Origin of the sequence: Pseudoclavibacter sp. AY1H1, assembly GCF_002931055.1 — a bacterium.
In the GTDB taxonomy this organism is placed as follows: Bacteria; Actinomycetota; Actinomycetes; order Actinomycetales; family Microbacteriaceae; genus Pseudoclavibacter.
In genome coordinates, this window is sequence record NZ_PSXX01000006.1 from 1 (window position 1) to 17,610 (window position 17,610).

The window sequence follows — 17,610 nt, forward strand, 5'->3', positions numbered from 1 at the left end:
GGGGGAGGGAGAGGACGGCAGCGGGGGGCGGATGCTCGGCTCGGGCATGCGATAGGGCCAAGCCCAGCCCCGCCAGGGCACGCGAAAGGGCCCGGGATGCGTGCATCCCGGGCCCTTCGCTCAGCGGGTCAGCTTAGAGCTGGCCAGCCTCTTCTCCGATGTTGGAGTAGGTGTTGCCGTTGCCGTACTGGTAGATGCCGATCGTTGCCTCTGACGGGTCGCCGTTCTCGTCGAACGAGATCGGTCCGGAGACGCCGTCGTAGTCGATGTCGGTTCCAGCTTCGAGGAGCGCGACGCAGTCGGCGTAGGTGGTGCACTTCTCACCCTCTACGGAGACCTTCTGCATGTTGTCCTTGATCGTCGCCGGGTCAGCGGCACCGCCGGCCTGTGCGGCGAGGGCTGCCAGGATGACCGCGTCGTACGACTCAGCGCCGTACGTGAAGTCCTTCAGGTCCGGGTCGATACCGAGCAGCTGGGCGCGGAAGTCGTCGGAGGCGACGACACCGGGGATGGTGCCCTTGGCGCAGTTCAGCGTGCCCTCTTCGAAGTCAGCGGAGTAGTCGGCCATGTTGCCGTCCACCATGTAGAGCTTGTCGGCGGGGAAGCCCTTGGTGCCGATGAGCTGCGGAACGATGGTCGCCGTCTGGTCGAACGCGACGAGCGCGATCGCGTCGGGGTCGGCGGCCGTGACGGCGTCGATCTGCGCGGAGAACTGGCTGTCGCCCTCGTTGAAGGCTTCAGACGCGACGACCTCGCCGCCAGCAGCCTCGACTGCTGTGGTGATGCTCTCGGAGAGGCCCGAGCCGTAGGCGTCATTCAGGTAGATGATGCCGACGGATGCGTTGCCGTCGTTGACGATCGTGTTTCCGTTGACGCGTCCCTGGAGGATGTCCGAGGGGGCCGTGCGGAAGTAGAAGCCGTTGTCGGCGTAGGTGGAGAACTCGGCCGAGGTGTTCGCCGGCGAGATCTGCACGACGCCTGCACCGGTGATCTGGTCGATGACCGTCATCGAGACGCCCGAGGATGCCGCGCCGACGATGGCGGACACGTTCTGGCTCAGCAGGTCGGTGACCGACTGCGTCGCGATGTCGGTCGACGTGTCGCCCGAGTCACGGTGGACGACGGTGATGTTGCCGCCGAGCACACCGGACGGCGAGGCGTTGATCTCGGCGACTGCGAGGTCGACACCCGCGATCTCGGGCGGGCCGAGGAAGGCGAGGGTTCCAGTCTGCGGAAGCAGCGAGCCGATCTTGAGCGCCTCGGAGCGCTCCTGAGCGGTCGGTGCGTCGACGGGCGTGACGTCGGCTACGGATGCAGCCGTGTCGGGCCCACAGACGGCAGCGGCAGCATCGCCCTCCGCATCTGGACTGCCACCTTCGGTCGTCGACGAGCACGCAGCCAGCATGAAGACGCCGACGCTCATGGCGGCGATTCCTGTGGTGATGCGCAACTTCCTGGAGGGAGACGACTTGGCAAAGTTACTCATGGTGCTCCTTTATACGTAAGCAGAGAGCGAGCGCCGCGCAGCGGCGCCCGGATCTCAAGCTAGCCGCGGCACTGCGACTAACTGATTCATGCTTGTTACGAGCGAGTAAATCATGAGTCAGGGCTCGATGTGTATTTCACCATCGGCACGTGGGGAATGTCGTCCTCCATGAAGTTCTCACCGCATCGTTCGAACCCGAATCTCGCGTACCAGGATTCGAGGTGGGCCTGCCCGTTGAGGGAGGTCGAGAGGCCTTCACTCTCGGCGATCTCGACGAGGTGGCGGATGATCTGAGCCGAGTATCCGAGGCCGCGGGAGCTCTCGGCCGTCACGACCCTGCCGATGGGGCGTGACAGGTGCGTCGGCAGGTGCTCGTCCGGCCAGCCGATGGGGAGGAGTCTCGCGTAGCTGTGCGGGTAGAGGGGGTCGTCGCCGATGAACGCATGCAGGGTGCCGTCGGCGAAGTCGGCCGTGTCCGGGTCGAGGTACACGCAGTCCTGCTCGACGACGAAGATGCTCGAGCGCAGGTGCAGGATGCCCCAGAGCTCGGCGGCACTGAGTTCGGTGAAGGTGCGGACCGTGATCATGCCAGCCAGTCTTGCAGAGCGGCAGCGCAGCAGAGCAGCAAGCGGCGAGCGGTCGGCTCCGTGCAGCGGATGCTGGGGAGCTCTGATCCGCGCCCCCTACGATGGCGCCATGGTTCGCGGATACCTGACGACGAAGTCCACCGACGACGCGGGGAAGCCTCGCATCGACGTCGCGTTCGATGAGCTCGGCGACGAGCTGTTCGGCGACGGCCGCCTCCATCGCGGCCAGGTGCTCGTCGACGTGGCCTACTCGAGCCTCAACTACAAGGACGCCCTGCTGCTCGCCGGCAGGCCCGGCGTGAGTCGAGCGGATGTGCTCGTCCCGGGCATCGACGTCGTCGGCGTCGTTCGGGAGTCGCGCACGCCGAACTTCGTGCCAGGCGACCGCGTCGTGCTGAACGGTGCGGGGCTCGGCGAGAGCAGGCACGGCGGCCTCGCCGAGCTGTGCCTCGTCGACGACGAGTCGCTCATCCACCTACCCGAGGAGATGTCCCTCTTGCAGGGGGCCGCCATCGGCACTGCCGGGTACACGGCGATGCTATCGGTGCTGGCGCTCGAGAAGCAGGTCGCGCCCGGCGACGGCGATGTGCTCGTGACGGGTGCGGCGGGTGGCGTCGGCAGCGTGGCGATCGCCCTGCTGGCGGGACTCGGCTACCGGGTCGTCGCATCCACTGGCCGCGGTGACGAGGAGGGTGACTACCTGCGCCGCCTCGGCGCGGCCGAGATCATCGACCGGCACGTGCTCTCCGATGCGCCGGGCAAGGGACTGCAGACGGAGCGCTGGGCCGGGGCCATTGACGCGGTCGGCTCGACGACCCTCGCGAACGTGATCGCGCAGACGAGACGAGAAGGGCTGGTGACGGCGTGCGGGCTGGCGCAGGGTACCGACCTGCCGACAACGGTCCTGCCGTTCATCCTGCGCGGCGTGACGCTGCGCGGCATCAACTCGGTCGTGCAGAGCCTGGAGGTGCGGGCCGAGGCCTGGAACAGGCTCCTCGAGCTCGACAGCGAACTGCTCGAGTCGATGACCGAAGTCGTCGCCCTCGAGGAGGCGATCGAGGTCGCGCAGCCCATCCTCGATGGGACGGTGCGCGGGCGAACGGTCGTGCGCGTGCGGGGTGACGCCTGATTCGAGGGCGACTGACGCTGGATCAGGCCAGCGGGGCGTGCTCGAGGTTCTCCGAAGCCCACGTGCCGAGCTGCTTGAGCACCGGAATGAGGCGCTGACCTGCCGTCGTGAGCTCGTAGCTGACCGAGACCGGCGGGCCGTCGTTGACGGTGCGCGCGACGAGTCCGGCCCCGGCGAGCTCGGTCAGACGGTCGGAGAGGACCGCGTCGCTGATGCCCGTCACCGCACGGCGCAGGGCGACGAAGGTGAGGGGCTGCGAGCCGAGCACATCGATGATCATGCCGTTCCAGCGCTTGCCCAGCAGCGTGAAGGCGAGCGAGATGGCGCCGTCGCATTCCGCGGCGCCGTGCTCCTGCGCTTTCTCTGCCATGCCGCCAGTGTACCCGTGCTAATCTGCACAGAGTCGCTCTGGTTTTCATAGCGACTCTGTGAAATTTCAAGGAGCCCCGCATGTCCCTTCTCCGTATCGATGCCAGCCTGCTCCCCGCCACCTCCGCCAGCCGCGCGCTCGGCGACCTCGTCGAGGCCGAGTGGACCCAGGCACACCCCGACTCGGTCGTCACACGCCGCAACCTCATCGAGTCGCCCATCCCCGCCGACGCCTGGCAGAACGCCGTCTACGCTGGCTTCACGCCCGAGGACGACCGCACCGAGGAGCAGCGCGCCGCTGTCGCCCTGGCAGCGCAGCTGGCCGACGAGATCATCGCGGCCGACGCCCTGCTTTTCACCGTGCCGCTCTACAACTACGGCATCTCGCAGCACTTCAAGCTCTGGTTCGACCTCGCCTACACCGACCCGCGCACCAACGCTGGAAGCACGACGCTCGCCGGGAAGCCCGCAACCCTCGCGACCGTCCTCGGTGGCAACTACGACGAGGGCACCCCGAAGGAAGGCTGGGACCACTCCACGCCGTACCTCACCCGTCTGCTCCAGGACGCATGGGGCCTCGACCTCCGCGTCGTGCAGCGTCCCTTCACGCTCGTGGGCGTCAACCCGGCACTCGACCAGTTCGCCGACCTCGCCGCCGACCTCAAGTCCGAAGCCGAGACGAAGGCGGTGGAGTCCGGCCGCGAGCTCGCCGAGCTCCGCGGCAAGACCGACGCCGCGTAGGCAGGCGGAGCCCAGCTCCACCGCTCCGACCGTCGACAGCCGGGCAGTCTCGGGATGGGGAACTCGCGTCCTTCAGGGGAACGCCTCTCAGCGAAGCGCGTTCTGCATCCCGCAGACTCTCCGACTCCGTGGGCGGGGTGCCCTAGCTTGCGACGTCGGCCTTCCGGCGGTCGGTGAGCTTCTCGAACCAGCCGTTGACCACCTGCGCGAGAAGGCCAAGAGCAATGGCCGTGACCACGGCGAGCACCATCATGAGCAGCGGGTTGTCCGTGCTGAACGAGCCGAACACGGCGCCGATCACCACCGCGTAGCCAACCCACACGGCACTCGCGAGCACGGAAAGCGGAAGGAAGGTGGGCATCGGCATCCGGGCGTCGGATGCGGCGAGCACCGTCGCGATGCGCCCAAGCGGCAGCAGCCGCACGGTGACCATGACCCACTTCGGACGGGTCTTCAGCTGATCGCCGACTCGCGTGCGCACGGCGGTGAGCCGGCGCCCGTTCATCCAGCTCCACTTGCCGAACCCGACGCCCCTGGCGAGCCAGTACGTGCCGATGTCGCCGAGCACCATGCCGACGACGCAGAACGCGAAGAGTCCGAAGAGGTTGATGAGGGCCGTCCACCCCTGATCTCCGGCGGTGAGGGCGGAGATCGCCACGACCAGCGATTGACTCGGCAGGAAGGTGACGACGCCGCCGACGAGCAGCACGAGCGCCACGACCGCGAAGCTCCAGCCGGAGCCCCTCAGGTCGAGCACCCAGTTGGTGAGTTCCTCCACGTGGCTTCTAGGCCCTTTCGTCGACGGCTCGGCGTTCCAACGCGGCCCTACTCGGGTGCCGAGGCGTTGGCCGCGGCCCGGGCTGCTGCGGGGAGCGCCGCGAGGACGCGGTCGATGGCCGCATCGTCGTGGGCAGCCGAGACGAACCAGGCCTCGAAGACGCTCGGCGGCAGGTTGACACCGGCGTCGAGCATCGCGGCGAAGAACGGCGGGTAGCGCCAGGCCTCCTGGCGCTTGACCTCGTCCTCGTTCCGCGGCCCGCCGCCGGTTCCGGTCCAGCCGAGCGCCGCGCCATCGCCGAAGGTGAAACTGAAGAGGTTGCCGACGTTCTGCACCGAGTGGGCGACGCCCGCGGCGGTGAGCGCCTCGGAGGTCGCGGTGCGGATGCGCTCGGCAGCCGCGTCGACGCGAGCGTAGACGGCGGCGTCGGCGTGCGAGAGCGTCGCGATGCCGGCGGCGACCGCGACGGGGTTCCCCGAGAGCGTGCCAGCCTGGTAGACGGGGCCCTGCGGGGCGAGGTGGCTCATGATCTCGCGCGGACCGCCCAGGGCCGCGACGGGCATGCCGCCGCCGATGACCTTGCCGAACGTGTACAGGTCGGCCTGCCATCCGCTCGAGGACTCGGTCTTCTGCTCCTCGCCCCACCAACCTGCTGGCCCGGTGCGGAACCCGGTGAGCACCTCGTCGCAGACGAGCAGGGCACCCTCGGACGAGCACAGCTGGGCGAGCTCGCGATTGAAGCCAGGCTCGGGAGGGACGACGCCCATGTTCGCGGGTGACGCCTCGGTGATGACAGCGGCGATCTCGCCGGGATGCTCGGCGAACGCGGCGCGCACGGCGTCGAGGTCGTTGAACGGGACGACGATGGTCTGCGAGGTGATGGCTTCCGGCACACCGGCAGAGCCCGGGAGCGCGAGCGTGGCGAGGCCCGAGCCCGCGGCCGCGAGGAGGCCGTCGGAGTGGCCGTGATAGCAGCCCGCGAACTTCACGATGAGGTCGCGGCCCGTGTAGCCGCGTGCGAGCCGCAGGGCCGTCATGGTCGCCTCGGTTCCCGTGGAGACGAGGCGCACCTGCTCGATGGGGGCGATGCGATCGACGACGAGCTCCGCGAGCTGCGTCTCAGCGGGGGTGGGGGCTCCGAACGAGAGTCCGCGAGCCGCCGCGTCTTGGACTGCCTCGACGACGGCGGGATGCGCGTGCCCGAGCAGCATGGGGCCCCACCCACTGACGAGGTCGACGTACTCGTTGCCGTCGACGTCGGTCAGGTACGGACCCGTCGCGGAGGCAGCGAAGGGAGGCGTGCCCCCAACCGAGCCGTACGCGCGGACCGGCGAGTTCACACCCCCGGGCGTGACCTCGAGCGAGCGGGCGAAGAGCGAGGCGGAGACGTCGTGGTTCATCGTGCATCCACTCTGCCATGGGCCGCCGACACTGGCGTGCCCGACTGCGACGCCAGGGTGCGCGCGAGCTCACTCGCGTAGTAGGTCAGCACGGCATCGGCGCCAGCGCGTCGAATCGACGTGATGGACTCCGCGATCGCGCGATCGCGGTCGATCCAGCCATTCGCCGCGGCGGCCTCGATCATGGCGTACTCGCCGCTGACCTGGTAGGCCCATACGGGAACGATCGATTCCGCGGCGACATCGGCGAGCACGTCGAGGTACGAGCCAGCCGGCTTCACCATGACGACGTCGGCGCCCTCATCGATGTCGATGTGCGCCTCCCGCATGCCCTCGCGGCGGTTGGCCGGGTCGAGCTGGTAGGTGCGACGGTCTCCCTGGAGCTGCGAGTCCACAGCCTCCCGGAACGGTCCGTAGAACGCCGACGCGTACTTCGCGGAGTAGGCGACGATCGCGACGTCGGTGTGCCCGGCTGCGTCGAGGGCGGCCCTCGCACTCGCGACCTGGCCGTCCATCATCCCCGACATCCCGAGCATCGCGGCACCGGAGTCGGCCTGGGCGATCGCCATCGCGTCGTACCGCTCGAGCGTCGCGTCGTTGTCGACACGACCGGCCGCATCCAGCACGCCGCAGTGGCCGTGGTCGGTGAACTCGTCAAGGCAGAGGTCGGTCTGCACGACGATGTCCTCGCCGAATTCCTCCGCCAGCTTGCGGGCCGCGACGTTGAGGATGCCGTTCGGATCGGTCGCGCCCGAGCCCACGGCGTCGCGAGTCTCCGGCACGCCGAAGAGCATCACCCCGCCGACTCCGAGCGTCGCCGCCTCCTCGACCGCGCGGCGCAGCGAGTCGAGCGAGTGCTGCTGCACGCCGGGCATCGACGAGATCGCGATCGGCTCGCTCACGCCCTCGCGGACGAACAGCGGCAGGATGAGGTCGTTCGGGTGCACGCGCACCTCACGGACCTGGCGGCGCACGGCGTCGCTCTGGCGCAGGCGACGAGGCCTGCGGCTCGGGGAGATCATGCGATCGTGTCCTTCCTCAGGAGTTCTGCGCCGACGGTCGCGGACGCGGCCCGGCTTGTCGGCATGTGGGTCCGATCCGCCCAGCAGGCGGCGAACTCAGCGGTCATTGGGGGCTTGACCGCGTCCCTCGTCGAGGGCCGGGATGTCTTCCTTCGGCACCGGTCGACTGTCGTGCTCGGCCTGCAGCTCGCTCGCCTCGAACGCGCGAAGCGCCTTCAGATCGATGGCCTCGGTCACCGGCATGTCGCTGCCGCTCGCAAGCCACTCGAGGCCGTCGAGCAGCGATGCGACCGAGCGCTGCTTGGCGACGACATCGACGCGGAGACCCAGCTGCCTGGCGTCCTTCGCGGTGCGGGGGCCGATCGCGGCGATGTAGATCTCATCAGGGATCGGCGAGAACTGCTTGTGCACCTGCTCCGCCACGGATCCGCTCGTCACGAGGATCGCTCGGATCCGGCTGTTGCGGATGTCGTACTGGATGCTCTCCGCCGCTGGCACACCCACCGTGCGGTACGCGACGACCGAGTCGACGAGGTGCCCGCGCCTGGCGAGCCCTTCCGCGAGCGTCGGTCGAGCGACCTCCGATCGCAGCCACAGCACCGAGATGGGCGGCTGGCGGCGAGCCGCCTCGGCCCACTCCAGGAGCAGCCCCTTGGCGGAGTTGTCGTGCGTGGGAACGAAGTCCACCCGGTACCCGGCCGTCGTCAGCGAGGCCGCGGTCGTCTCGCCGACCGCCGCGATGAGCGTGTGGTCCGGCACCTTCACGCCGAGCGAGTGCATGACATCGGCAGCCGTGGCGCTCGTGACCGCGATCCAGTTGTAGTGCCCGCTCTCGAGCAGGCGGATCTTGTCGCTCAGCACCCGGGAGTCGTCCTCGTTCGGGCTCGCGAAGTTGATGAGCGGGGCCGTGATGGGGAACGCCGAACGGGCGCGAACGGCCTCCGCGACGTCGCCACCCCAGACGCCTCCACGGGGTACGAGGATCTTCCAGCCCTTCAGCGGTGCATCCATCGTGGTTCCTCCGTTCACGTCCGGACCCTCCGTTCAGGCCATCAGCGCGACAGCACCCTGATCGAAGAGGTCCGTCGAGATGAGCGAGACCAGTTCTGCCTGGGCGGCATCGAATGCGCCGGGGTCGGAGACCTCCACGGCACGCCTGCTGGAGACCCGCGAAGATCCGTCTACTGCATACACGGTAGCCCACGCCTCGAGTTTTCCGTCGGCGTACCGGGCTGCAGCGCCGACGGGAGCCGCGCATCCGGCTTCGAGCGTCGCGAGAATGCCGCGTTCGACGAGCACCGCCGCACGCGCTTCTCGGTCGTCGAGTTCGGCGACGCCCGCAGGTGCGTCGTCGTCGCGCACCTCGATGGCCAAGCAGCCCTGACCGGGAGCGTTGGGGAAGTCGGCGAGGTCGAAGCGCTCGGTGATGGCATCCGCGAAGCCGAGCCGCTCGAGCCCGGCAGCAGCGAGCACGACGGCGTCGAGCTCGCCGTCCGTGACGAAGCGGAGACGACGCTCGACGTTGCCGCGGATATCGCGGATCTCGAGGTCGGGCCGCAGCGTCAGGAGCTGCGCCACGCGCCGCGGCGAACCGGTGCCGACCTTCGCGCCGTGCGGAAGCTCCGCGAGGTAGAGTCCGGAGGCTCCGCCGAGCGAGCAGAGCGCGTCACGCGCATCTTCCCGCACGGGGTACGCGGCCACCGTGAGGCCGGGAGCCTTCGCGGTCGGGAGATCCTTGAGCGAATGCACGACGAGGTCGCACTCCCCCGCGAGCAGCGCATCCCGCAGCTCGCTCGCGAACACACCGGTGCCGCCGAGCGACGACAGTGCGGCGCGCGTCACGTCGCCATGGGTCGTCACTCGCACCAGCTCGGTCTGCTCACCCGTGATGCGCTCGAGCTCCCGAGCCATCGTCGACGTCTGCGCGACCGCGAGCGCGCTGCCTCGCGTGCCGATCCGCAGGGTCACGGCAGCAGTCCGGAGACCGCCGGCTTGAAGCCCAGTCGCTTGTTCGCGCAGCACCCTGGGCGGCACACGTCGAACCACGGTCCGATCGAGGTCATCGCAGGACGCTCTTCCACGGGGAGCGCGTCGCGGCGCTCCAGGACGAGGTCGACGAGCCCTTCGACGTACTTGGCGTGGATGCCGGGGGTCGGAGTGCGGCGGAACGCGAGTCCCGCATCCGCTGCCGAGTCCTTCGCCTCGTTGTCGAGGTCCCAGAGCACCTCCATGTGGTCAGAGACGAAGCCGATCGGCACGACGACGACCGCCTTGGCGCCCTTCGAGGGGAGCTCGGCGATGACGTCGTTGATGTCGGGCTCGAGCCACGGCTGCGAGGGCGGGCCGGAGCGCGACTGGTAGACGAGCTGCCAGGAGAGCTGCTCTGGCACTCGGCCTGAGATGGTCGTGTCCTCCGCGAGCTCCTGCAGGGCCGCGAGGGCCACGACTTCCGCGACGGCGAGATGCTGGGCGGCGTATGCGCCGCTCTCACCGAAGCCCGCGCCAGGAGGGCCCGAGTTCGCGGCGTCCGCCATCGGCACCGAGTGCGTCGTGAAGAGCACCTCGACCTCGGTGGCCAGGTCGAGTTCGGCGTCTTCCCGAGCGAGGCTGAGCACGGCGTCGCGAACACCCTCGATGAAGGGGGCGATGAAGCCAGGGTGGTCGAAGAAGGCGCGCACCTTGTCGATCGTGAGCTGCCCGCCGAGCCCCGTGTCCTCGAGCGCGTCAGCGAAGTCCTCGCGGTACTGACGGCAGCTGGAGAACGACGAGTAGGCGCTCGTGGCGACTGCGATGAGCGTCGAGCAGCCCGCTTCGCGGGCGTCGAGCAGCACGTCGTTGAAGTACGGCTCGGAGTTGCGGTTGCCCCAGAAGACGGGCAGGTCGATGCCGCGCCGCTCGAGCTCCCGCTCGATGGAGGCCTTCAGCTGACGGTTCTGTTCGTTGATGGGGCTCACGCCGCCGTAGTGCCGGTAGTGGTGGGCCACCTCCTCGAGCCGCTCGTCGGGGATGCCACGGCCTGCCGTGACGTTGCGCAGGAACGGGATGACCTCGTCCTGTCCTTCCGGGCCGCCGAAGGAGGCGAGCAGGATGCCGTCGTAGGCGACCGGCTCGGTCGTGTGCTCGGGGCCGAACTTGGCGGCGTCGGAGGCGGCGCTCACGGCAGCATTGACCTCGACGCGGGTGAAGGTCGCCGGGCCTGGCTTGCGGCCCTGCGGCTTCGAACCGGTCTGCTGTGCGGCGACGTCGGTCACTGCAGTACCTCGACGATCTCGGAGGTCTGCAGGAAGCGACCCGTGTAGAACGGCACCTCCTCGCGCACGTGGCGCCGAGCGTCGGTCTGTCGCAGGTCACGCATCATGTCGACCAGGTTGAGGAGGTTGTCGTCCTCGAGCGCGAGGAGCCACTCGTAGTCGCTGATGCCGAAGGATGCGACGGTGTTGGTGAGCGTCGACGTGTACGCCGATCCGGCTCGGCCGTGCTCGGCGAGCATCTGACGACGCTCGTCCTCTGGCAGCAGGTACCACTCGTAGGAGCGCACGAACGGGTAGACGGTGACCCACTGGCGCGGCTCCTTGCCGAGCATGTACGCCGGCATGTGGCGCGCGCTGAACTCGGCGGCGCGATGCACCCCGACGATCTGCCAGGACGGCGTGAGCGGCGCGATGAGCTCGCTTCGGCGGATCTGGCGCAGGCCCCACTGCAGACTCTCGGGCACTTCACCGTGCAGCCAGACCATGAGCTCGCCGTCGTGCCGGAACCCGGAGACGTCGTAGAAGCCGCGCACCTTGACGCCGTTCTCCGCCAGCTCCGCGACGATGCCGTCGAGTTCGTCGACGGCCTTGATGGCGTCGCGCCCGGACAGGACGAGCTCGTTGAGCGTCTCTCGTCGGAAGACCGAGATCATCGTGTACTCGGTGAGCGTCGCTCCTCCCCCCTGCTCCTCAGCGCCCTGGTGGGCCTCTGGGGCGCCCTGCTGAGCAGCCGATGCGTGCTCTGCGGGGACTGCGGACGTTGCGTTGGGCTCGGCGGCGAAAGCCGGGACCTCATTCGAGTGGGTCATGGTCCTATTCTACGAAATGTCGAGGAGTGTTTGGGGTGCGGCGCACAGCCGACCACGAGCTCAGCGGGAGCGGCGGTACAGGGCGACGGCGGCGGTCACGCCACCGGCCACGACGACCGCGGCGCCAGTTGCGATGCCCGCGAGCAGGAGCGGATTGTCTTCCTTCAGGCGCTGGATGCTGTGACGCGTTGATTCGAGGAGTTCGCGGCCGCGGATGCGCGGGTCGACCTTCACCTCGATCGCGTCGAGCGTCGCCGCGAGCTCACGTCGGGTGCGCTCGATGTCGGCCTTCAGCTGGCCGTCGTTGCGCTTGTCTTCCTTCTTCGCGAGAGTCGCCTCGCCGTTCTGCTCACTCATACTGTCCGAGCCCCTTCACTGCGTTGACATCCTGCTTGACGCTGGCGATCGTGCGCTCCGGCGCGAGCTTGCCCGCGCGCTTCAGCGCGAGGTAGCCGGCGAGGCCGAGCACGATGACCAACAGCAGGAACGCGCCTGCCACGATGAGCGCGGAGAGCCACGGCGCGAACACCGTGTTGAGTCCGAGGACGGCGGCGGTCACGAGCACAGCCCAGAGCGTGAGCGCGAAGAACGCCGCGGCGGCGAAGAGACCGACCGCGATGCCGTACTTCGTGCCGGTCGAGATGAGCTCTCGCTTGCCCTGCTCGACCTCGTCGCGCACGAGCTTCGTGAGGAGCTTGGGGACGTCGGTCACGAGCGTGCCGAGGCTCGACCGTGACTTCGGGTTGGCCCTCGTGCGGCCGATGCCGGGGAAGGGCCCGCGGATCGGCGTCTTTTCTGACGACTCAGACATGGGTGTGTCGCTCTCTGCTGGGAGTGCTGGTTAGGACGCGTCGCTGCTCGGGTTGCCGACGGTTCCGGAGGGAGCAGGCGGGTTCGACTTGCCGGACGAGCTCTTCTTGCCGTTGTCCTTGACCGCCTTCGTGACCTGGGCCGTCACGAGCTTCGCACCGCTGACGGCCGCGTCGGCGACCTTCGGAGCCAGCTTGCGGGAGAACTCGTCGACCTCAGCACGCTTGGAGCGGACGAGCTTCGTGTCCCACACCGTCTGCGCGACGGAGGAGATCTGCTCGTAGCGCTTGCGCCCCGCGCGAGCACCAAGGACGTACCCGGCACCGAGGCCAAGCACAAACACGAACTTCTTCATGAAAACTCCTATCGTTCGCCGGTACGCCAGCGATCGGTCAATCGGGCGCGATCAAGCCACGGAGCAAGCCTAGCCCCGCGAGGCATCTCAACTCGCGCTAAGCCTGTGCGTCCTCGGGGAAGAGCTCATCCACGGCGCGCAGCACCCCTGGGATGACGCTCGCGAGCCCCGTTCCGTCGATCCAGGTGCCGGCGAGCGCGACCCCAGCCGTCCGCCGCGCCTCGTCCCGCGCACCCCGGAGCTCTGCGGATCGTCCGATGCGCGCGGCCGGGGCCGGGATGCGCCAGACGTGCCTGGCCATCGCGATGACGTCCTCGCGCTCGATGGTCGTGCCGAGCAGGCGCCCGGCATCGCCGCGCGCGAGCTCGGTCGTCTCGTCGTCGCTGAGCGAATGCGTGAGCGGCTCGCTGCCCCCGCGAGCGTGTGGACCGTAGGAGAGCCGGAGCACGTGCATCCCGTCGGCTGCCGCCTCCTGCCAGGCCCATTTGGCGGTGACGTGAGTCAGGGCCTTCGCCCGGATGGTCGTACTCGGGTCGCCGACGAGCACGCCAGTGCCTCGCGGGTGAGCGTCGAGCTGCGGGGCTCGCACGAGCAGCGCGACGACCTCGGCGGGGACTGCGGTAGCGCCGCCGATCGCAACCGCCTCGCCGGATGGCCCCTCGGAGTCGTCACCGCGGGCGGAGACGGAGCGCGGCACGGCGACGGTCGACAGGATGCGCTTCGCGAAGAGCGACCCAGCGCCCTCGAGCTCGACGCGCCAGGCCTGCTCGAGGGCGGAGCCGTCTTCGAGCACTGAGGCGACGCGAGTGGAGAGCCGGACATCGACGCCGAGCTCAGCGAGCTCGTGCTCGAGCCGCGCCACCACGCGGTGCATGCCTCCCTCGACGGTGCGAACTGCGGCGCCAGGGGGCGCGCTCTTCCTGAGCGCCGCGACGGCGGCCGCCAGGGAGCCGTGCTCGTGGACGCGCTCGGCGAGACCGGGGATGAGCACCCGGTGGTCGAGCTCCGCCGGGTCAAGCGAGTACACGCCCCGCGTGACCGGCGCGACGAGCCGGCCGAGCACCGTCGGCCCCATGCGCGCGAGCACCAGCGACTCGAGGTCGGAGGCGTCGGCGCCGACACGCGGGTCGAGCGTCCGGTCGCGTTCGAGCTCCGCGATGCCCTCATCGCCGATCGCGGCGTGCACCGCGGCGCGGGACTCCACATCACGCAGAGCCGCTTCCCCGGGTATGCCGAGCATCCCCCCGGCCGGCATCGGAGCAGCAGTCGCATCGGTCACGACCCAGGAGCCCAGTGACCGCGGCTCGACGATGTCATCGTGCATCCCGAGCTCGTGCAGCAGGGCCGCGAACGCGCCACCGCGCGTGGCGAACGCCTCCGCACCGATGTCGATCGGCAGCCCGCCCAGGTCTGCGCGGCAGATCATCCCGCCGAGCCGATCTCCCGCCTCGACGATCACCACGCTGGCACCACGGCCAGCTGCCCGTCGGGCGGCGAGCATGCCCGCGATGCCCCCGCCGACGACGACGAGGTCTGGCGTCGACTGACCGAGGGGCGATCGGTTCACTCGACCCGACCGCCGTCCGGCAGCGAGTGGGCGAACTCCACGAGGCCGGTCAGCACCGCTGGATCGGCGGACGGCGGAACGCCGTGGCCGAGGTTGAGGATGTGCGCGGGCGCCGAGTTCCCCCGGCGAACGACATCTCGCACGTGCTCCTGCAGCACCGCATCGCCCGCGCCGAGCACAGCGGGGTCGACGTTGCCCTGCAGCGGCACTCCGCCGCCGAGGCGCCGCGAGGCCTCGTCGAGCGTGATGCGGTCATCGACTCCCATGACGTCGGCCCCGATCGCGTGCATGTCCGGCAGCAGCTCGGCAGTGCCCACGCCGAAGTGGATCGTGCGGACCCGCTCGCCACCCGGCGTGCGCAGGGCCCGTACCCGCTCGAGCGCCAGGCCGCTCGAGGCGGCGATCGACTTCTGGTAGCGATCGCGACTGAGCGAGCCAGCCCACGAGTCGAAGAGCTGCACGATGCTCGCCCCCGCGCGCACCTGCGCCTCCAGGAACGCGGCCGAGAGCTCCGCAATCGCGCCGGAGAGGTCGACCCACGCCTCGGGGTCGGCCTGCATGAGCGTGCGCGTGCGGAGGTGGTCCTTCGAGGGGCCGCCCTCGACGACGTACGCGGCGACCGTGAACGGCGCCCCGGCGAAGCCGATGAGCGGCGTGGAGCCGAGCTCCGCCACCGTCAGCGAGACGGCCTCGGTGATGGGAGCGAAGAGCTCCGGGCTGATGCGGGCCCTGATGCGCGCAGCGAACTCGTGTGCCTCCTGCGAGGAGCGCACCGGGTTCTCGAAGACCGGGCCTGTGCCTGGAACGATATCGACGGCCTCGCCGATGAGCTTGAGCGGAACCACGATGTCGCTGAAGAAGACCGCCGCGTCGACGCCGTGACGGCGCACGGGCTGCAGCGTGATCTCCGCGGCGAGCTCCGGGCGCAGGCAGGAGTCGAGCATCTCGATGCCCTTGCGCAGCTCGCGGTACTCGGGCAGCGAACGGCCAGCCTGTCGCATGAACCACACCGGGAGCGTCTCAGGCCGGTCCCCGCGTGCCGCGCGGATGAGCGGAGCATCGGCGGTGAGGCCGGAGGAGAGTGGATGCGAGTCGCTGAGCGGCAGGGGTGCGGGAGCTGTTTCGGTCACCCGCCCATTCTCCACCCGGCGCCCGGACGGGGCCGTACAGCGGGCATCCGACGACGGATTCCCGGCTCTGGCGGACCGCAAGAGGTTTAAGGGAAGGTATGGCTCAGAAGCGGAAACGCGGAGAACTTCTACAATAAGTAATCGTGTTGCTGTGTCTGAGTGCCAATCACCGCACCGCGAGCTTCCCAGTCCTTGAAAAGCTCGCGGCCCGCGAAGATGGCGGACTTGAGTCCGCGCTCCGCGACGCCCCAGGCGTCGACGGAGCCATTGTGCTCGCCACCTGCAACCGCTTCGAGATCTACCTCGACATCGACACGGCTCAGCCGGTCGCTCCCGAGCTCATGCCGACCATCGCGACGGCACTCGACGTCTCCGTCGAGACGCTCCGCGCCAACATGGCCGTCATCCACGACACGCAGGTGCCCGAGTACCTCTTCGCCGTCTCGAGCGGCCTCGAGTCCGTGGTCGTGGGCGAGGGCGAGATCTCCGGTCAGGTGCGCCGCGCGCTCGAGGAATCACGTGCGGCCGGCATGTCGACCTCGCAGCTCGAGCGTCTCTTCCAGTCGGCGTCCACCACATCGCGTGGCATCAAGTCGGGCACGAAGCTCCAGAGCGCTGGCCGATCGCTCGTGCGCCTCTCGCTCGAGCTCGCCGCATCCCAGATCGCCGACTGGAGCACCGCGCAGGTCGTGCTCGTCGGCACCGGCTCGTACGCGGCAGCCTCGCTCAAGGCCCTGCAGGACCGCGGCGTGACCCGCGTCGGCGTGTACTCCCCCTCGGGTCGCGCCCACAAGTTCGCCGAGCGCGACGGCGTCTTCGTCATCGACGGCCAGAACCTGCCAGAGCACCTCTCGAACGCCGACCTCGTCGTCACCTGCTCGAGCGCCGACACGGTGGTCATCGACTACGACCTCATGCTCGGCGCGCGACTCGCGCCCGGATGCGCCGAGGCCACGCTCATCATCGACCTCGGCATGCCGCGCAACGTCGACCCGGCCGTGGGCCGCCTCGACGGCATCTCGGTGCTCGACCTCGAGACCATCCGCATCCACGCTCCCCTCGAAGAGCTCGGGGCCGCCGATGAGGCTCGCTGCATCGTGTCCCGCGCAGCCAGCGAGTTCGTCGAGCAGCAGGCTGAGACGAGCGTCGCGGAGGGCATCGCAGCGCTTCGCTCGCACATCACCGACATCGCGCGCGCGGAGACCGAGCGCGTCGCGAACAAGGACGAATCGGGCGTCGCCGAGGCTGCTCTGCGTCGCCTCGCGAACACGCTCCTGCACAGCCCGTCGGTGCGCGCGAAGGAACTCGCCCGCGCTGGTCGCGGCGACGAGTACCTCGACGCGATCGAGCTGCTCTTCGGCATCACCGTCGAGCGCGAGACCCCCGCGACGAAGCCGGCGACCCCGGCGGCGGCACCCGTCGTGCCCACCGCGCTCCCCCGCGTCGCTCAGGCGGAAGACGACGGGGCGCTCGAGTGCCCCGTGCACACCTCCTAGCAGCCCCCACCCGACGCCGAATGCGCGGCACTGCGGTCAGGCTCACCCGAATCCTCGAGCACACGGGGCAGAATCGATGCGCGCCGGCGATCTCGGGAACCGCACCTTCTCGCCCTGGGCTGAGCATCCCGAGATGACCACCGAGTGCACGCTCCGTCGATGGGAACCCCTGCGAATGCTCCGCGAACACCGCTCCAAGCTGCTTGTCGGCACCGTTGCTGCGACCGCGCTCCTCGCGCTGAGCGGATGCTCGGGCTCCGGGCAGACCGATGGTGCCGTCCCCGAGGAGGGCATGCAGCCGCCAGACACGTCGATCACGGATGCCCTGAGCGAGAACGAGATGGGGGCCACCCTCGATTTCGCCGCGCTTCTGCCGAGCGGCGCGACCGGCGCGGTCATCGCCTGCCCCGGCGATACGGTCGAGTCGCTTGCTGAGAGCACTGGCATCGACGCGGGGAACTACGAGCTCGCGGATGGAACCCTGCCGGTCGCCGATGGCTCGTTCGCCCTGCTCTTCGGCGATGCGGAAGACAGGATCACGACATCGACCCTGTACACGGGGGAAGGCGTCGACCTGTGTGCAGGTGACGCCGTCGCGTCGACGTACCTGGGTTCAGGCGCCCGCATCATGCTGACGGGGTCGACCGGGGCCTGGGCACCGATCGGCGTCGAGTAGCGGC

General features: G+C 69.3%; 19 protein-coding genes. 4 read left to right on the plus strand and 15 right to left on the minus strand.

Annotated features, from left to right (window positions below):
• Window positions 1-133: 133 nt before the first annotated feature.
• Together C5E05_RS10715 and C5E05_RS10720 are read right to left on the minus strand one after the other, a co-directional pair.
• Complete coding sequence (locus C5E05_RS10715; RefSeq protein WP_104244143.1) at window positions 134-1,486, minus strand: ABC transporter substrate-binding protein; 1,353 nt, start codon at window positions 1,484-1,486, stop codon at window positions 134-136.
• Between the two features lie 110 nt (window positions 1,487-1,596).
• Window positions 1,597-2,073 (minus strand): GNAT family N-acetyltransferase, encoded by a 477-nt coding sequence (locus C5E05_RS10720; RefSeq protein WP_104244141.1) that lies wholly within the window; start codon window positions 2,071-2,073, stop codon window positions 1,597-1,599.
• Between the two features lie 109 nt (window positions 2,074-2,182).
• Between C5E05_RS10720 and C5E05_RS10725 the strand changes: the two genes are divergently transcribed.
• Window positions 2,183-3,202, plus strand: coding sequence for an acryloyl-CoA reductase (locus C5E05_RS10725; protein WP_104341933.1), 1,020 nt, complete (start codon window positions 2,183-2,185; stop codon window positions 3,200-3,202).
• Window positions 3,203-3,224: 22 nt separating this feature from the next.
• On the opposite strand, the gene C5E05_RS10730 is transcribed toward C5E05_RS10725, so the two are convergent.
• The gene (locus C5E05_RS10730; RefSeq protein WP_104307595.1) at window positions 3,225-3,572 is read right to left on the minus strand and encodes a helix-turn-helix domain-containing protein; all 348 of its coding nucleotides are present in this window, start codon (window positions 3,570-3,572) and stop codon (window positions 3,225-3,227) included.
• Between the two features lie 80 nt (window positions 3,573-3,652).
• Here C5E05_RS10730 and C5E05_RS10735 point away from each other — a divergent pair, with 80 nt between their 5' ends.
• Window positions 3,653-4,312 carry an FMN-dependent NADH-azoreductase gene (locus tag C5E05_RS10735; protein ID WP_104300407.1) on the plus strand — a complete coding sequence of 220 codons (660 nt, stop codon included), beginning with the start codon at window positions 3,653-3,655 and terminating at the stop codon, window positions 4,310-4,312.
• A 142-nt stretch (window positions 4,313-4,454) separates the two neighbouring features.
• Here C5E05_RS10735 and C5E05_RS20165 read toward each other — a convergent pair whose 3' ends face one another.
• From C5E05_RS20165 to hemE, 12 genes are all read right to left on the minus strand, one after another.
• Window positions 4,455-5,090 carry a DedA family protein gene (locus C5E05_RS20165; protein WP_181059529.1) on the minus strand — a complete coding sequence of 212 codons (636 nt, stop codon included), beginning with the start codon at window positions 5,088-5,090 and terminating at the stop codon, window positions 4,455-4,457.
• A gap of 47 nt (window positions 5,091-5,137) precedes the next feature.
• On the minus strand, window positions 5,138-6,490 hold the full coding sequence (gene hemL / locus C5E05_RS10745) for a glutamate-1-semialdehyde 2,1-aminomutase (RefSeq protein WP_104341934.1): 1,353 nt from the start codon (window positions 6,488-6,490) through the stop codon (window positions 5,138-5,140).
• Window positions 6,487-7,512, minus strand: a complete 1,026-nt coding sequence (hemB, locus tag C5E05_RS10750; RefSeq protein WP_104341935.1) for a porphobilinogen synthase — start codon at window positions 7,510-7,512, stop codon at window positions 6,487-6,489. The genes hemL and hemB overlap by 4 nt, the downstream gene beginning before the upstream one ends.
• A gap of 96 nt (window positions 7,513-7,608) precedes the next feature.
• Complete coding sequence (locus tag C5E05_RS10755) at window positions 7,609-8,523, minus strand: uroporphyrinogen-III synthase (protein WP_104244129.1); 915 nt, start codon at window positions 8,521-8,523, stop codon at window positions 7,609-7,611.
• A 33-nt stretch (window positions 8,524-8,556) separates the two neighbouring features.
• Window positions 8,557-9,480 carry a hydroxymethylbilane synthase gene (gene hemC / locus C5E05_RS10760; RefSeq protein ID WP_258064837.1) on the minus strand — a complete coding sequence of 308 codons (924 nt, stop codon included), beginning with the start codon at window positions 9,478-9,480 and terminating at the stop codon, window positions 8,557-8,559.
• Window positions 9,477-10,670, minus strand: a complete 1,194-nt coding sequence (locus C5E05_RS10765) for a ferrochelatase (RefSeq protein ID WP_258064853.1) — start codon at window positions 10,668-10,670, stop codon at window positions 9,477-9,479. Before C5E05_RS10765 ends, hemC begins: the two co-directional genes overlap by 4 nt.
• An 89-nt stretch (window positions 10,671-10,759) precedes the next feature.
• Window positions 10,760-11,572: a hydrogen peroxide-dependent heme synthase gene (gene hemQ / locus C5E05_RS10770; protein WP_104341936.1), complete on the minus strand. Its 813-nt coding sequence runs from the start codon at window positions 11,570-11,572 to the stop codon at window positions 10,760-10,762.
• 60 nt (window positions 11,573-11,632) lie between these two features.
• Window positions 11,633-11,929: a DUF3618 domain-containing protein gene (locus C5E05_RS10775; RefSeq protein WP_104244121.1), complete on the minus strand. Its 297-nt coding sequence runs from the start codon at window positions 11,927-11,929 to the stop codon at window positions 11,633-11,635.
• A complete protein-coding gene (locus tag C5E05_RS10780; protein ID WP_104244119.1) occupies window positions 11,922-12,383 on the minus strand; it encodes a phage holin family protein in 462 nt (153 codons plus the stop codon). The genes C5E05_RS10775 and C5E05_RS10780 overlap by 8 nt, the downstream gene beginning before the upstream one ends.
• 30 nt (window positions 12,384-12,413) lie before the next feature.
• Window positions 12,414-12,737, minus strand: coding sequence for a hypothetical protein (locus C5E05_RS10785; RefSeq protein WP_104244117.1), 324 nt, complete (start codon window positions 12,735-12,737; stop codon window positions 12,414-12,416).
• Between the two features lie 97 nt (window positions 12,738-12,834).
• Window positions 12,835-14,304 (minus strand): NAD(P)/FAD-dependent oxidoreductase, encoded by a 1,470-nt coding sequence (locus tag C5E05_RS10790; RefSeq protein ID WP_104341937.1) that lies wholly within the window; start codon window positions 14,302-14,304, stop codon window positions 12,835-12,837.
• Window positions 14,301-15,434 carry a uroporphyrinogen decarboxylase gene (gene hemE, locus C5E05_RS10795; RefSeq protein WP_258064838.1) on the minus strand — a complete coding sequence of 378 codons (1,134 nt, stop codon included), beginning with the start codon at window positions 15,432-15,434 and terminating at the stop codon, window positions 14,301-14,303. Before hemE ends, C5E05_RS10790 begins: the two co-directional genes overlap by 4 nt.
• 143 nt (window positions 15,435-15,577) lie before the next feature.
• Between hemE and C5E05_RS10800 the strand changes: the two genes are divergently transcribed.
• Together C5E05_RS10800 and C5E05_RS10805 are read left to right on the plus strand one after the other, a co-directional pair.
• Window positions 15,578-16,930, plus strand: coding sequence for a glutamyl-tRNA reductase (locus C5E05_RS10800; protein WP_104244113.1), 1,353 nt, complete (start codon window positions 15,578-15,580; stop codon window positions 16,928-16,930).
• Window positions 16,931-17,105: 175 nt separating this feature from the next.
• The gene (locus C5E05_RS10805; protein WP_181059531.1) at window positions 17,106-17,606 is read left to right on the plus strand and encodes a hypothetical protein; all 501 of its coding nucleotides are present in this window, start codon (window positions 17,106-17,108) and stop codon (window positions 17,604-17,606) included.
• The last annotated feature ends 4 nt before the right edge of the window (window positions 17,607-17,610 follow it).